Source organism: Kluyvera genomosp. 2, from assembly GCF_036759865.1.
In the GTDB taxonomy this organism is placed as follows: domain Bacteria; phylum Pseudomonadota; class Gammaproteobacteria; order Enterobacterales; family Enterobacteriaceae; genus Kluyvera; species Kluyvera ascorbata_B.
Window position 1 is genome coordinate 68,469 of sequence record NZ_JAPKIA010000017.1, and the last position, 14,264, is coordinate 82,732.

At 40.9% G+C, this 14,264-nt stretch carries 6 protein-coding genes; 3 read left to right on the forward strand and 3 right to left on the reverse strand.

All coding sequences use genetic code 11. From position 1 onward, the window contains the following. The 3 genes from V6942_RS18155 (at position 1) to V6942_RS18165 (ending at position 9,113) form a co-directional block, all read left to right on the forward strand. On the forward strand, positions 1–7,398 hold the full coding sequence (locus tag V6942_RS18155) for a CDP-glycerol glycerophosphotransferase family protein (protein WP_333501616.1): 7,398 nt from the start codon (positions 1–3) through the stop codon (positions 7,396–7,398). 80 nt (positions 7,399–7,478) lie between these two features. Next, complete coding sequence (locus V6942_RS18160) at positions 7,479–8,168, forward strand: acyltransferase (protein WP_333501617.1); 690 nt, start codon at positions 7,479–7,481, stop codon at positions 8,166–8,168. An 18-nt stretch (positions 8,169–8,186) separates the two neighbouring features. After that, on the forward strand, positions 8,187–9,113 hold the full coding sequence (locus V6942_RS18165) for a hypothetical protein (protein ID WP_333501618.1): 927 nt from the start codon (positions 8,187–8,189) through the stop codon (positions 9,111–9,113). 127 nt (positions 9,114–9,240) lie between these two features. On the opposite strand, the gene V6942_RS18170 is transcribed toward V6942_RS18165, so the two are convergent. The 3 genes from V6942_RS18170 to V6942_RS18180 form a co-directional block, all read right to left on the reverse strand. After that, positions 9,241–10,488, reverse strand: a complete 1,248-nt coding sequence (locus V6942_RS18170) for a capsular biosynthesis protein (protein ID WP_333501619.1) — start codon at positions 10,486–10,488, stop codon at positions 9,241–9,243. Between the two features lie 18 nt (positions 10,489–10,506). Continuing rightward, a complete protein-coding gene (locus V6942_RS18175; protein ID WP_333501620.1) occupies positions 10,507–12,528 on the reverse strand; it encodes a capsular polysaccharide biosynthesis protein in 2,022 nt (673 codons plus the stop codon). 62 nt (positions 12,529–12,590) lie between these two features. Next, positions 12,591–14,261 carry a polysaccharide biosynthesis/export family protein gene (locus V6942_RS18180; protein ID WP_182929501.1) on the reverse strand — a complete coding sequence of 557 codons (1,671 nt, stop codon included), beginning with the start codon at positions 14,259–14,261 and terminating at the stop codon, positions 12,591–12,593. Between the last annotated feature and the right edge of the window lie 3 nt (positions 14,262–14,264).

The window sequence follows — 14,264 nt, forward strand, 5'->3', positions numbered from 1 at the left end:
ATGTTAAATAAAAAAATACGGAAATTGGTTAAGAATCCTAAACTTTTCTTTAGTGATATGAATTTAAAGCGCTCTCGACAAATTAGTGCTTTAAAGCCAAAGAAAACTATTGGTGAGAATAAGTTTACAGTAGTGTCAGCTGTCTATAATGTTGGGAAATATCTTGATCAATATTTCGATAGTCTTGTTAATCAACGTTTAGATTTTAAAAATAACATTCAACTCGTTTTAGTTGATGATGGTTCACCTGATGACTCAGCACAAATAATAAAATCTTGGCAAAAAAAATATCCGAATAATATAACATATGTAAAAAAGGAAAATGGAGGGCAGGCATCGGCTCGCAACCATGGACTACAATTTGTTAAAACTGAATGGGTTACATTTATAGATCCTGATGACTTTATCGATCTTGATTATTTTTTATCAGCTGAAAATTATATCAAAAAAAATAACGGAATAGGTCTTTTGTCATGTAATTTTATATTTTACTTTGAAGACTTAGAACAATTCAAAGACACTCACCCATTAAAATATAGATTTAATAAAGGCGATCGTCTAATTAATGCTAACGATCTAAAAAAGGATATTCAGTTATCAGTCAACTCCGCTATATTTAAAAGTAATATTATCGTTGATAACAATGTGACATTTGGGGAGGATATCAAACCAAACTTTGAAGATGCCCATTTTGTATCAATGTATTTGTTGCATCTGTCCAATGAGAAAGTAGCATTTTTAAAATCAGCACAGTATTTTTATAGAAAAAGAAGTGATGGCTCATCCACACTCGACAAAGCATGGGAAAAACCTACTCTTTATAACGTTGTTTTGGAAAAGGGATGTCTGGATTTATTAAGGAGGTATAAGATAGAAAAAGGATTTGTTCCAGAATCTGTGCAAATTACTAATCTTTATCACCTTATATGGTATTTCAAGAAATTAATTAATAATTCACATAAATTGAATTTCTTGTCTGATATTGAAAAGGATGAGTTCTTACAATTAGTGAATGAGATATTTTCTTTTATAGATACAAAAACGATTATGGAATTTTCACTTGCAGATTGCTGGTTCTTCCATAAGGTTGGCTTATTAGGGGCATTTAAAAAACAAGAGCCAGCAAACCAAATTGTATATATAGATAGCTATGATAGAGTTAAGGGGCTGACACAATTAAGATTTTTTAGTTATGATAAACCAGATATAAGGATTAAATCAGGTAACACATTTATCCTTCCAAACTATGAGAAGGAAATTAGACATGAGTTTGTAAATGAAACTTTTGTAAGAGAGTTCAGATTGTGGGTGAAAATAAATCCAAAAGACAAACTGAATATAACAATTAATAAGAAACAAGTAGCATTAACTTGTGGAGGGAAGCAACATAAAGAGGGGTTAACTGGTCAAAATATTGCTAATTATTTCAAAGGTCAAGTGCCCAATTATGTTGCTGAAAACGAGCATTCCGATGCTTGGGTATTTATGGATCGTGATTTTCAAGCTGATGATAATGCTGAACATCTCTATCGCTATGTGATGCATAATCACCCGGAAAGAAACATTTATTTTGCATTAAACAGAGAATCACATGACTGGCAACGTTTAGAACTAGAAGGCTTTAAATTGCTGGATTTTGGAAGCGACCAACATCATGAGATATTGAAATCTTGTTCAAAAGTTATTAGTTCCAATGCAGACCATTGCGTAGTTAATTTACTTGGGCCTAAAATGCTTGCGGGAAGGCACTTTGTTTTTCTTCAGCATGGAGTTATCCATAATGATCTATCAGCATGGTTAAATCAAAAAGAAAATATTGACTGCTTTGTTACTTCATCTCCTTTAGAGTATGAATCAATAGCTGGTAATGGGAGCAAGTATAAATATTCTGAGAAAGAAGTTGTTTTAACTGGATTGCCTCGCCATGATTATTTGGTAAAAAATAACAATAAGCCGGAGAATGTTATTCTAGTTATGCCAACATGGCGTGCTGATATCGTAGGTAAGTCAGATCTTGGTGGGCATAGTCGGAGTATTAATGATGCATTTTTGGAAACTGAGTTTGCCCGTTGCTGGGTATCATTATTAGGTTCAAATAAATTTAAAGCTGTACTTGAAAAATATAACTATAAGATTGTTATTTATCCTCATCCGAATTTAATACCTTATATTGAGCATTTTCGTGTTTCCGATGATATAGAAGTTCTGATGCCAAATGATACACGAATTCAGGATGTTTTCTGTCGTTCGGCCATGTTGTTGACTGATTATACATCTGTTGCATTTGATATGGCTGTTCAAAATAAACCAACTTTGTATTATCAATTTGATGAGTATGAGGTTTTGCATTCAGGTAGGCATACTTTTTCTCTAGGCTATTTTAAACATCGTCGAGATGGATTTGGTCCAATCTGTAATACAGAAGATGAGGTCTTATCTTCTTTAGAAGAGATCCTTAAAAACGGATGTGCTTTGGATGTAGAGATTGCTAACAGGATAGACAGGACATTCCCATTACGAGATGGGGCCTGCTGTGAAAGAACATTTGATGCTATTGTGGCATTGGACAGCCCTGAATTGCCTGATATTTCTGCTGATAGATTAATTCAACAAGCACAACTGATGACTAGTGAAGATAACTGGGCAGCAGCAGAGTTTTGGTGGAAATCGTTGTCACAAAGAGATGACGTTTGGTTGAAAAATGAATGGTACAGTGAGCTTTTGGATAATAGCTGCTTACAAGTATTAAAAGATAACACTGATGCCAATGGTAATATCCCTGACAATATCCAAGCTACTGTGTTGTTTCATGTTTTCTTATATGTTAAGAAGTTTTTAGATAAATCAGATCTACCATTGCGAATGGATAGGAATCAGAAAGATAATTTCTTCCATCTTCTTGATTCTATATTCAATTATATTGATGATAAAACAATTCTTAAGTTTTCTCGTGAAGGAAGTTGGTTCTTACATAAAATTGGCGTTCTTAATGCGTTTAAGAATAAGCGGCCTGACTGTCAGTATGTATACGTGGATAGTTATGACCGCATAAAAGGATTAGTGCAGTTAAGGTATTTCATTCGCGGTGATGAATCAGAAATATTCCAAGTTGGTGATAAGTATTCGTTGCCGGTCTATGAGAAGTTGATGCGGCATGACATTCTCGACCGTGATTTCATTTTAGAAAAAAGAGTGTGGTTACCAATAAAGTCAAAAGAACGGCTGATTGTCAAAATTGATGAGATGCCTACAATATTATCTTTCGGTGGGAAGCAATTTAAGGATGGTGTTACCGGCGATAGTATTATTACCTTTTTCAGAACGTTGATTCCTGACTATAAAGTTAATAATGATTATTGTGATACTTGGCTTTTTATGGATCAAAGATATCATGCTGATGATAATGCAGAGTATCTTTATCGTTATGTAATGCATAATTATCCAAACATAAATATTTATTTTGCATTAGATCAAAATTCGCAGGATTGGCAGAGACTAGAAAAAGAAGGGTTCCGGTTACTTTCATTTGATAGCCCAAAACATCACGAAGTAGTACAAAGTTGTTCTAAAGTCATCAGCTCTCAAGTTGAAAACTATGTAGTTAATTTACTTGGTCCGAAGATGTTATATGGACGACACTTCGTTTATTTACAGAGTGGTGTTAGCATTAATGATGTTTCATCATTGCTTAATGCAAAGGATAACATTGATCGTTTTATAACAGCAACGCCTCAAGAATACCGGAGTATTACTGGTGACAAGAGTAAATACAAATACTCATCAAAAGAGGTTGTTTTAACAGGGTTACCACGATTCGATTATTTATTGGGCTCTGAATACGTTACAGACAATATCCTTCTGGTTATACCCTCATTGTACGACGTGAATGATGATTCTTTTAATACCAATAGTTTAAAAAAATGGAATGAATTGCTGTCTTCTGAGCAGTTTATTTCGATGCTAAATGTTTATGGATATAAGGCAAAGATTTATATCCGTAATAGTTCATATGTGCTTGATACGTTACACGGTTATTCTGATTGTATTGAAATTGTAACTCCTTTGGATATTGGCTATCGAGATGTTTTACGTACATCCCGGCTGTTACTTACGGATCATTCATCTGCAACTTTTGATATGGCGATACAGAATAAATGTACAGTATATTATCATGAGAATTATGATGAATGTATAAGTTATTCTGTTGGTGATGTTAGGAAAGGATATTTTAATTATTTTGATGATGGGTTTGGGCCGGTGTGTAATAATGCCGGAGAGGTCATCTTGCAGATGTCAATGCTATTCGAAAACGGTTGTGGTGCTAATGATAAAATACAGAGTGTTATAGCTGATACATTTATTTATAGAGATGGTAAGTGTTGTGAGAGAGTTTGTAATGCCATCATGGAACTCGATAGCGATCGTATTCCTGATGTGTCTATTGATAGTATGATTTTTCAACTCACTAAAATTACAGATTCTAGTGATTGGAAAATGGCTGCTAAATGGTGGAACTCAATATCTCTTGAACCACGGTGCTGGGAAACAGCAAGTTTTTACACAGAACTTCTTGAACATTCATGTTTATATCTATTAAAACATGCTGGATATCGGGATTTGCATGTTTCAGTAGAACTTCAGAATGCAATTCTTAAGCATTTATTCCATTATTTAAAACGATTTATTGATAATAATACTGAACTTGATTATTTAACTGGAACTAAGGTAGATAAGTGCTGGGAATTAATTACAGCTATTGTTCAACGTATCGATGATGCTGTGATTATGAAATTTTCACAGCCCGGATACTGGTTCTTGCACAAAGTTGGAATTTTGGGAACAATGAAAAAAAGTTCTCTACCATCACAAATAGTTTATATTGAATCTATTGATAGAATTAAAAATCTAGTCCAGCTTAGATACTTTTCTTATGATGATGAACCTCTTTTTGTCCAGGTAGAAAATAAATATTCTTACGCTCAATATACTAAAAATATTTGTCACGATTTTCTTGGTCGTTATTTTGTTACTGAGAAAAGAGAGTGGCATAAATTATCTCCAGAAGAATCAATTAACGTTGAGCTTATTGATACCCCAATCAATATTAATATTGGCGGGAAACAATTTAGAGGGGATGTTTCAGGGAGTACAATCTATAATTATTTCGATAGTTTGACGCCAACATATTCATTTAATAATGAGCATGATGACATATGGGTATTCATGGATAGTGAAATGCGAGCAGGTAATAATGCCGAATACCTTTATCGTTATGTTAATGGAAAACTCCCGGCTAAAAGTATCTTTTTTGTGTTAAATCAAGAGTCACCGGACTGGGCTCGTTTAGAGGATGAAGGTTTCAATTTGCTGGCTTTTGGTTGCAATAAGCATAAGGATATTTTGAAAATGTGTAGCAAGGTTATCAGCTCTCAGGCTGAAAGCTATGTTACCAACTTCTTGGGGCCTAAAATGCTTTTGGGAAAACACTTTATATATTTACAGAATGGAGTTAATCAAAGTAAATTAGCGGCAGCGCTAAATAAAAAGGATGCTATTGATTGTCTCATTACCTCTACACCGAGTGAGTATCAGCATATTATAAATGGCAATAGCCTTTATAAATATTCCGAAAAGGAAGTTGTTTTAACTGGTATGCCAAGATTTGATGCTTTGTCTGCTGAAGAAGATTATAAAGAAAATATGATACTTATCATGCCAAGTCTATCGGAGCAGAAGTATTCTGGCGCAAAATTAGATATTAAATGGGAAGCGGTTTTTTCAAACCAGAAATTTAATGATCTTATTGAACAGCATGGTTATAGAGCTGTCTTTTACTCTCACTCTGATTCTTACTCTGAAAGTGAAATTGTAGATAAATTTAAAAATGTAGATTTTTTAAATGAGAAAAAATCAAATGTCATGGAGTTAATAAGAAAAGCAAACGTGCTACTGACTGATTGTAATGAATTCTCCATTGACATGAAGATTCAAAATAAACCAGTTATTTATATCGATGATAATAGTAATCTTCTTGAACAAAATGTTAATTATATTTGTGACTCGACTGAAGATACGATTGATTTATTATATAAATTACTTCTAGATTCTTCTCTTGTGGAAAAAGAGTGTTTTAATATTCTAAACGATAATTTTGATGTTAGGGATGGAAAATGTTGTGAACGGGTACTATCAGCTATTTGTGATTTAGATATCCCACATAACAATAGGATGGTATCTTTAGACGATAAAATTCAGCATGCTTTAAGGTATGAGGAAAAGGAAGAATGGGGGAAAGTTGAAAAGATCTGGCATGATATTATTGATGAAGATAAATCTTTAGATCTTCGTATTAAATATATTGAATTGTTATTGAAAAATGGAAATATTTGTGAACTTGCTTCTGTTTCTGAAAGAATATCTCTGCAAGAAATGATATTATGTTCAGATACACAAAAGCTAAGCGTTTCATTTATGTATTTCATACTTGGTGAGTACGATAAAGTAATTAAAGTTTTCGAGCATTTGAATGCTCAGATTGAACCTTATTATTATCAAATATCACAATGGATAATAGGGAAGACATCGTCCGTAGGTTTTGAGAGTAATGATGCGGCTCTTGGTGATTTCTTTATGTATATAAAAACTCTAATTGATAATAAAGAGTATGATGTTGCACTTTCAACTGTGCAAAGCCAGAAGGTCGATCTTGCTTTGTGTAATTCACTTACTCTTGATATTATCTATGCAAGCAAAAGATATGATACCTTATATGATAAACTTTCGTGTTATAAGGCTTATGATGTTAATTCTTCAGTGGCTAAGAAGTACTTCGTAGCGCTATTGAATAAAAAACTTTACCATGAAATTATTAGTTATGACAATAGCTCATTGATTTATAATGATCATATTGATAGCAAGAATATCGAGAATTTCTGTGATGATATTAAAGAGATTTTCGCGGTATCATATTTTTACTTATCTGACTGGTTTTCTGCTATTTATCAATTCGAGAGTATGAAAAAACCAAACCCTTCCTTTTTATACGAGCATGCATATTCTTATCGTATGACAGGGAATTTGGAAAAATCATTAAATATTCTTCAGTCTGTAGATAAGAGCGGTATTAGCAAGGAATGTTGGTTGCTGTGGATAGAACTATCTGAGATTTTGGGGGATTGGGGTAAAGTCGTTGACGGATGGAAAAGTGTTATCCAATATTATCCTGGATGTTTACCCGAGGATGGGTGGGTTAATTTTAAAAATGCACAAATGATGCTTAACATCAGTAAGGGATATTTAACTGATTCAGAAAAGACAAAGTTGCTCTTCACTCTTGGAGATGTTGAGTCTCTTAGTGAGAATCAAAAAGCATTATTGTTGATGTCTATGAATACGTGATTTATAGATAGGATTTTATTCTCATCCCTAAACCACCTCCCTGGGAGGTGGTTTTTTGTTATTCGAATTATGGAGGTAGTATGATTGTGACACTCGGTGCATATGAAGATAAACGTGGAAATGTTATAATCTATAATGGTGAGCATAGAAATAGTGTAAAAATAACATTTTCAGGGGAGAATAATAGACTGATAGTTGATGAGCACAGTCAAATAAATAATTCAATGATTCTTTTTGACTGTAATCATGGTGTCTGTGAAATAGGTAATAACAAGTTTGTGGGAAACATTCGTATTGGACAGGATTGTAATGTAAGAATAAATGACAAAGTCACATGTACCAATAGTTGTATTATTACCACCGCTGAAGGTTCTTCGGTATTAATCGGTGAGGATTGTATGTTAGCATCATCTGTAGAATTAAGAGCCGATGATGCTCATCCTATTTTTAATGTAAGAACCGGATTGAGAATTAATCTACCACGAGACATTGTTGTCGGTGAGCATGTTTGGCTTGCTGCTCGGACAACTATTTTATCTGGCGGAATGATCGGCAATGGCAGCATACTAGGTTATGGTAGTATATTAAAGAGCCGGATTCCTAACAATTGTATTGCTGTTGGTGTTCCTGCCAAGGTAACAAAACGTAATGTTGCATGGGAACGCCCGCACTTAAGTATAACCCCTCCATTTTACAAGCCTGATAAAAATAGCATTCCTGTTACCAGCAAATACTGGAAAAGAACGGCCGTTAAGAAATTAGAAAATTAACATGGGTGAGTGATTTTTATGAAGCGTATTTCAACATCGCAAACTGAGGCGATAATAAATATAGGCAAGAATGTTTCTTTTGTTTCATCATGGATTGAGTTTGAAGATGAAATTCCTGATATTGAAATTGGTTATGGGGTTAAGTTATCATCCGCCCAGATAAGCGTATGCTCTGGGGCAAAGTTAGTTATTAATAGTCTTAGCGAAATTAGCGGGAGGATAATAGTTGGACCAAACTGCCAGGTGATAATTGGTTATGGGCTAATCTGTAATGATCTTATTTTTATTCATGCGGCAGATAATACATCTATAACAATAGGAGATGATTGTTTGTTTGCTAATGTGAGAATATATAGTTCAGATATGCATTCTATCTTCTTAGAAGACACTGGTGAAAGAATAAATCAATCGAAAGATGTTGTTATTAAAAATAAGGTGTGGCTTTCTAGGGATGTTTTAGTATTGAAGGGCACAGAGATAGGTTCTAATACTTTAGCCGGTGCTCGCAGCCTTCTAGCCGATAAATATCCCGCATTCTCTATTGTTGCTGGTAGCCCTGGTAAGGTAGTTAAAACTGGTACATCGTGGTCTCGAAGTTTAGTTTCTAGTAAATCAAAGATATTCACCCATGATTTTTCAATTTATAAGTTTAGAGCCGCTGCGGTACAATTCAATAATGATTCGGTTATTTCACAGGCTATCCATTTGTGGGAGTTAAGACATTTTATTTCAAATGAAGATCATTACATTTTATACTATCTTGCAAGATCGATTTTATTGCGTGAGTTTAGGGGGAAGAATGTTAGTCATGTAATAATAAATAATAAACTCATTACTCTGAGGGACATTTATAACGTTTTTTTACTGGCATTTGAAAAAGTGAATTCAAAAACAAATCATGTGAGGATTATGCTGGACTTGTCAGTGATATGCTTGAACATATAAATAAAGTTAGAACGATTTGCAATAGTTGGCAACTATAAAAATTTTAGTAAAAAGCATATAAATAAAAATTGATTTAGGTAATAACGTTGAGGATCAACAACTAAATATTTTAAATGCAGCTTGTACTTTACTGCAAAAACCACTTCCCCTCCATAACCTTCTCTTCGTGAGTCACCTGATACTGCACCATTTCAGGTGACTTCCTTCCATAAAATACCGCATTAATCTGCGTATTAGCCCGCAAATAAACGCTAAATTTCTTAAATAATTTCATATCAGGATTAAAATGTCCCGTCCAGAACTGGTTTAAATGCCCCTGGTACGTCAGCCCTTTAATGTCATACAGCGCCTGCCCCATTACTTTCAACGGTTTGTTGTGGATCAGCGCAGAAATTCCTGCCGTGCTGTTAATCGTGATAACCGCCTTCGCATGCGTCAGCATTTTGGGCATTGGCAGATCGTGAACATAAATAACCCGGCTACTCACGCCATACTGTTTGCTCAGCTTTTTAATCAACGGCCCATATAGTCGATGCCCACGATCCATCGGATGGTGCTTAAACACCAGAAAATCCATCGGTGATGCCTTCTTCGAAAACGAATACATCACGTCGTTGATGTAGTTACGCACATCCTTATAAGGACTGTGGTTGCGTATCTGGCTGTCGTTGTAAACCTGAAGAATGGCGAGAAAATAACGTTTATCCAGCTTGCTCTTTAGCATGCCCATCACGTGGCGTTCTTTATAGCGATACCACTGTTTTCTCCAGCCGGCACGGATCCAGCATTTACCTTCATACCAGGGTGAAAACACCTTGTGATGGCGATACTGGGGGAATTGCTCTCGATGATACCAACTGACCAGGTAATACCATGTGGCGTGCCAGATACGCAGCTTGGTTGAGGGCTTCAAACTGTGTACCTCAAGTTCTGCTTGCTCGGGGAGCTGGCGATAGAATTCAGGATCGCGGGGAAGGGATGAATAAGCGTTTACGCCCCCATTTTCCAGGGTAATAAAGTGTGGCCGTAGGTAGCCCTCTTCGAATGCCAGGAAGCGCACGCCTTTGGCTTGTGCCCAGCGCTTTGCAGCCTGATGGAGGTGGCGACAGTCACCGAAACAAAGGATGGTATCGAAGGGATAGGTTTGCCATGTCTCTTTTAGCCAGTGCGGAAACTCTCCTGGCGTTTGCTTGTACGTTAAGTACTGCCTGGTACGGCAGTAAAAACGATCGCCGGCGTTAAAGACGACATTCATAGCCTCGCGGCCCTGGGACTCCAGCCATTCCGCCATATCGTTGAAGAACGGGCCCATTGGCCCCTGCAAAAGCAGGTAGCGCTTTCCTGAGAGGAGCGTATTAATCGTATTACTGTTCATGGAGAATCCTTCTCGATGCTAGTTCTTCATCGTTTTCATCAGCATGTGCAGCTTGCGACCCTGCCGCTGCAAATACTGACCTGCGCCGCGTTTTACCCCCATCACCTGCCGCTTTTGTGCAAGCAGCCAGTCCATGGCCATCTCCGGTGAGATGCACTGTTTAGATTCCGGATGAATGTAGGTGGGGTAGCCGATAAGCGTTTGGTAGAGCAAGTCGCTAATGGTCAGTAAACGCTGACGTCGTTCGCAGGCGTATTCGTCGGTGGTTAGCCCCCAGCCTGCGTAGAAGGGCATGCCGTAACAATAAACAGCCTTGCCGTGCATCAGGGCCTCAAACCCTGATAGCGAAGTCATGGTGTGCACTTCATCAACCTGTTGAATACATTCGATGATATCGGCGTCCAGCGCGACGCAGTCGGCAAGGCGGTGCATTTCCTCATCCGGAATATGGCCCGGTCGGTTGCCAACCAGGACGTCCGGGTGGGGCTTGTAGATAATAAATGCATCGGGATGGCGTGCTCGTACGGTGCTCAGCAGCGACAGGTTTGTTCTGATCGTTGCGGTTCCACTCGCGATGGAGGCATCATTCTCCACCTGTCCCGTCACCAGCAGCCTACGCTTACCTGCGGCCCCGGCGGGTATCTGCCAGCTGGCGCCAAGGTTGTATTTACTCAGTTTGTTTGCGATAAGCTTCTGCCGTAAAGACTCTGCCCGCCGCTGCTGTTCCGGCGTCAGGTCAGAATGTATGAGCAAATTTTCAAGGTCACTGGGACGACTGGCATCGTAGTAAATGCCGGTTTTGTCCAGCACCAGAGATAGCGGTGGCTGCAAATCTGAGCCCAGCCCTGAAGAGCGGAGAAAGCCATCTTCCATCCGCCATACCGGGATGTCGTACTGGGAAGCCTTCTGCCGCCAGCGCTGCTCACCCTTAATTCCCCAGACGACGCAGGCGCTGGCTTCTTTTCCCTTATGTGAGAAATCCACGCTGTTGCCGGATGTTTTTAGAAAGGGTCGAACGATACTGCTCTTCCACAGCGTCATGCCGGGGGCCCACAATTGGCCGCTACGGGCCAGCAAATGTTGACGCTGTAGGCGCAGGTACTCCAGCATATCGGGTAGCGTGCTAGCTTCACCCGTGTGCGGATCAACGTAGCGGGTGTATTGCAGCCACGCGGCGGCAACCAGGGCGCTGAGCGGTGCGTTGCCACGGCGGGCGGCAATGTCCTGTGATTGAGGATGACGGTCATCGGTTAACCCCCAACCGGCATACCACGGCAGGCCGAAACAGGTCACTTTCTTTCCCGCCATTAATGCTTCAATACCGTACTGCGAGGTCACGGTATAAACGTGCGAAACCTGGCGCAGTAGGGACTGCGGGCTGAAATCTTTCGTTATAAGCCGAATGCGGGGATCGGCGGTCAGCGTTTCAAAGTAGCCTTTCTTTTTCCCCGTCAGCACATCCGGATGGGTTTTCACCCAAATCTCACCGTGCGGGTGCTCCTTCTTCGCGCAGGAAAGCATCGCCGCAAACTGGCGCTCGGTTGCTCCACCGAGCGTAACGGAGACGTCGCCGTAGGTTTGATCGACAACCAGCGTCACGTTGGCATGATGCGTTTCTTTGAAGCGCGGGGCATGGTTGTACTTTGAAAGATCGTTTTCAACAATAAACGCGGCGACACGCAGCGCTTCGTTTTTCAACGTTGGGGTTTCGGCTTCTTGTTTGATCAGTATTTCCAGACGGCTGGGGCGACGGGCGTCGTAATAGATACCGAGATCGTCCACCACGATGCCCAACGGCGGTGCGCCGTTCACCCCAAGTTCTAACGAGCGGGTGAAACCATCCTCCAGGCGCAGTACGGGCAACCCGGCTTTTTGCGCCCGTTCAATTGGGCGCAGGGCAGAAGGGCGTTCGCCCCAAACGGCAATGGCATCCACGTTGCCCGGGAGAGAAGATAGCGGGGTCAGTTTGCAGCATGCTTCGCCTAAAAAGCGCTGAAGATGCGGGAGTTGCCAGATACCTGAAGAGTAGATGCCTATCATCCTGAACGGCTTCCATATGGGTGATCTTTCGGTGGCGGAGTCTCTCCGCCACGCCCTATGTGTTACAGATCCAAAATAACCTTCGCCGCCACCGCCATCTGGTAAAGGATGGTGGAGATACCGCGCGTCACTTCCAGATTCTTCGTTTCGTACTTCGGCAGGACCATAATTTCGTCGCCGGGCTTCACGTCATCGACATCGTCGGCATCGACTGCGGAACCATCCTGATGAATAACGATAATTTTTGACTGCCCCGATTTCTGCGTCAGGCCGCCGCACTTCTCAATGTAGTCATCGACATCGAACTTCTTATCCCAGGAGATTGCGTTGGGGAACAGCACCGAACCGTGGATCATGACCAGCGAGGTTTTTTCCGGAATGGTGATAACGTCGCCGTCTTCCAGAATGACGCTGTCGAGGTTGCTCTCGTTAAGCACTACCTGGCCCTTAGGCACCACGTTGCGCGCTTTGGCGACGAAGCGGCTGACGAGCTGCGCTTCCTGCACGCGCAGCCGAGCCTCTTCCTGAGTCGCTGACTGCGATGAAAGCGAGGCTTCCTCCAGCTTCTGCAGCGAAGTATTGAGCATCTCTTTCTGGCGTACGGCCACCGAGTGGCGGTAGAGCTGTATGCTGCTGAGCTGTGACATGCTGTTAGTTTTTATCTGCGCCAGCACCTGCTTCATGGTCGAGCCATACGGCAGTACCACCGCGTGTTCGCCGGAGTGGGCACCTTCAATACGGACCTGGATTGTTCCGGCATAGCGGTCAGAGCTGACGATCAGTTTATCGCCGTCTTGCAGCATTTTTCCGGAGGCGCTGCTAAGCGGGTAGTACTCGGTCCGCTTCATCGCACCCTGCTGGCGGATAATGGTAAAGTGCGTTGCGCCCGGCTTGGGCCGCGACCATTGCAGCGCTTCGTTTACCGGGATGCTGCTATCGTGAAACTCGAAGTCATAGCTGTTATACACGTCGCCTTCGACGCTAAAGGTATACTGGCGCGGGCCGACCACGATGGTATCGCCATCGGCAAACTGTGACAGATTCAGCGAGCCGTTGAGCAGGAAGTCGTACAGGTTGATGTGCGAGCGCACGCTTTTACCGCGCTTCACGGTGATATCGACATAGCTGCCGCGCTCGCTGTCGACACCACCCGCCTTGCTTAGATAGGAGAGCAGCGAGTCGGAGGCCACGCCGCCGTAAAGCCCCGGGTTTCTGACGTAGCCGGTGACGAACACTTTCACCGGCTGTGCCTGAAGCAGCGAGGCATAGACGTTGACATTCGACTGATAGACTTCTTTGATTTTTGCCGTGACCAGGCTATTGAGCTGACCGTTACTGACGCCGTTCACCTTCAGCGGACCGACGTTGGGCACGAAAATATTGCCTTTCGGGTCAACGGGCAGCGCGCCGTCGAAATTAAATGCGCCCCACAGGCGAATCTGAATAGTGTCGCCTAAGCCGATGATATAACCCGGGTTGAAACCAATACTGGTGCCGCTGTCTGCCGTGGAGCCATTGAAGAGCTGTGCGCCGAACATACGGCTCAACGGCGGTGCGGGCAGGGCAATTGGGGTGTTATCGAAGCCGCTGCTATCGGTACTTTGTGCTTTGGCCGCCAGCAGTTGAGGCAGCCCGGCCGCGCCCGTCAGCTGCGGATCGGCGGTAATCCCAACCGCCAGCGCCTGGCAGGATTGCAGGATACTCAATACAAGAATCGTTTTAACTAATTTCATAAT

Coding starts and splice junctions, on each gene's coding strand:
- V6942_RS18155 (WP_333501616.1), top strand. CDS start 1: ATGTTAAATAAAAAAATACGGAAATTGGTTAAGAATCCTAAACTTTTC.
- V6942_RS18160 (WP_333501617.1), top strand. CDS start 7,479: ATGATTGTGACACTCGGTGCATATGAAGATAAACGTGGAAATGTTATA.
- V6942_RS18165 (WP_333501618.1), top strand. CDS start 8,187: ATGAAGCGTATTTCAACATCGCAAACTGAGGCGATAATAAATATAGGC.
- V6942_RS18170 (WP_333501619.1), bottom strand. CDS start 10,488: ATGAACAGTAATACGATTAATACGCTCCTCTCAGGAAAGCGCTACCTG.
- V6942_RS18175 (WP_333501620.1), bottom strand. CDS start 12,528: ATGATAGGCATCTACTCTTCAGGTATCTGGCAACTCCCGCATCTTCAG.
- V6942_RS18180 (WP_182929501.1), bottom strand. CDS start 14,261: ATGAAATTAGTTAAAACGATTCTTGTATTGAGTATCCTGCAATCCTGC.